3 protein-coding genes are annotated in these 2108 nt (G+C 58.9%); all 3 read right to left on the bottom strand.

The features are described from left to right. Positions 1–100: 100 nt before the first annotated feature. Entirely contained in the window at positions 101–820 is a 720-nt protein-coding gene (locus ACMV5H_RS25390; RefSeq protein ID WP_414822786.1) for a molecular chaperone, read from the bottom strand. 7 nt (positions 821–827) lie between these two features. Next, positions 828–1388: a fimbrial protein gene (locus ACMV5H_RS25385; protein WP_414822785.1), complete on the bottom strand. Its 561-nt coding sequence runs from the start codon at positions 1386–1388 to the stop codon at positions 828–830. Then, the coding region (locus tag ACMV5H_RS25380; protein WP_414822784.1) for a molecular chaperone at positions 1363–2108 on the bottom strand (746 nt) is incomplete at its 5' end. The genes ACMV5H_RS25385 and ACMV5H_RS25380, both read right to left, overlap by 26 nt.

Below are 2108 nucleotides of genomic sequence, written 5' to 3'. Positions count from 1 at the left end.
ACGTAAAAAGAAATCCCCGGCGAGGCGTTGTCCTGAGCCTGTGCCAGGCCCATTTTGTTGACCAACAGGCATAGGCCCATCAGAAGATAAATCGGGTATTTCATGGTGTGGTCTCCGTGGAGGCTGAGCCTGTCTGCTGGCAGGACTGGGAGAGTCCGCCATAGTCGGTGAGCGTCTGCCAGGCCACCTTATTCACCGGCCCGTCAACGGCCAGGGCGATACTGCTGTGTGGAGGCACCATCGCCGGTTGTTGGTCTAACGCCACGGTATGCCCGTCAACGGCCAGCATCCCCAGGGTCTGAAAATAGCCGGTGGGATTAATGGCCCGCACGCCGTGCGCTTCACGCTTGAACGTCAGCAGGCACGGGGTGTTGTCCGCGTGTAACGCCAACCCTTGCGGGCGATAAAACAGCTTGAGCACGAAACGTACCCCAACTGACAGCCGATCGGCCGCCGTTACGGGTTCAGCCTGTGCAGGAATGGCCGAGATAGAGAGATAAAACAGCGATTCCTGGTCGGAGGGCAGCGTGGCGTCCTGCGGCAATAGTCGTAGCAGTTGGCGGCTATCGCCTTGCAGCGAGAACAGCGGTGGCGTAACGATAAACGGCGCGGGGGTCGTATCGTCCAGGCCGTTCTGTACTCGGGCTTGGACCAGATAAGCCTGTTGCCCGCTATTGCTGACGGTGAGGGTTTGCGCTTTATCCGCGGCAGAAAAAATAACGCGTGTCTGCCCCAGGCTGATGCCGCCGCTCCCGGCCTGTGCAGACAGGCTGAAGGTGAGCAGCAGGCTTGATAGCACCTGATGAAATTGCTGTGTCATCGGGCCCTCACTGATAGAGAAACGTAAACATCAGCGTGGCCGTCACGTCACCGGTCGCAACCGTGGCACACCCGGTGCTGCCGCCACAACTGGCACCGGCATAAAAGGTGAACGTCTGGTTGACCGGTATCTGTCCGGGATTAGCCAGTGACAGCACGCTGTTGTTTTTGACTTCGGGCTGGCTGTAATCCGGCACGGTGGCACTCTGGATCACCAAAATCCCGGTATTCGCCGCCGATCCGGCATTGCGAAACAGCCATTTACCGTCTTGGGTGGTGCCAGTGCCGGCGATAGTCACGACAGGTTTAAGGCTGCCGCCCGCTGAACCGGTGCAGTCCTGCACGGAGAGGGTAAAGGGCTGTGGAGCAACCAGCTGGTTTGGGCGCAGCTGTGATTTAGCGATGACACCCAAAGGCAGAGTGCTTCTATCCAGGCTGAGCGTGCAGGTGCCATTGGTCAGCACGGCTGAGAAATCCAGCGTTACGGCCTGCACCGGGGCGGATACCGTTCCACCACCTGCCAGCACTACAGCCAGCACGGCCTTAAGGTAACGTTGCGCTGAACGCATCGGTGCCTCCGGTATCATTAATGGTCTGCCACTGCACCCGCTTGCCGGTTGCCAACGGTGTTTTAACCGGCCAGATATGGTTGCCGAAAGGGGGGATCATGAGTGCAGCCGGCGTGTCCAAAGCCAGTTGTTGCCCATTCACCGTCAAGCCGGCCAGGCTGACAAAATAGGGAGAGGAATTGGTCACCTTCAGCCCCCCAGCCACGCGGGAGAACTGCAACTCTTTTTGGGCGGCGGCAGAGGAACCGCTCAGGCTCGCAGGCCGGTAGAACAGCTTGATAATGTTGCCCACGCCGAAGCGCAGCTGGGCCTGCACGTCATTACGCTGCTGAGTCGGATCCATTTGCGTACTGGTTGGAATAGCGGTGGCATGCAAATAAAACACCGACTCCCGATCGCCGGGTAGCGGCTGGCCGGTAAAGGCGATACGTAACTGATTGGTGCTTTGCGGTTCCAGACGGAACAGCGGCGGCGTTACGGTGAACGGGGCCGTGGTCTGTGCATCCTGTTTACCGCTGACAGCCGTTTGCACCAGATACGGTTCGTGGTTAAGGGTGTTGCGTACCGCGACGTTTATACTGCTAGCCCCTTCAGGGTAAATCAGGCGTGTGGCATTAATGCCAAACCCGGCGGACCAGCCTGCCAACGGCGTACCCAGCAGGGCCACTAGCAGCGAAAACAGGGAGATAAAGCGCGTCATATTGCGGATCCTGAAAAGGC

It is taken from the genome of Serratia sp. N21D137 (assembly GCF_047530005.1).
GTDB lineage: Bacteria > Pseudomonadota > Gammaproteobacteria > Enterobacterales > Enterobacteriaceae > Chania > Chania fonticola_B.
This window is presented reverse-complemented; position numbering and strand designations above follow the sequence as displayed.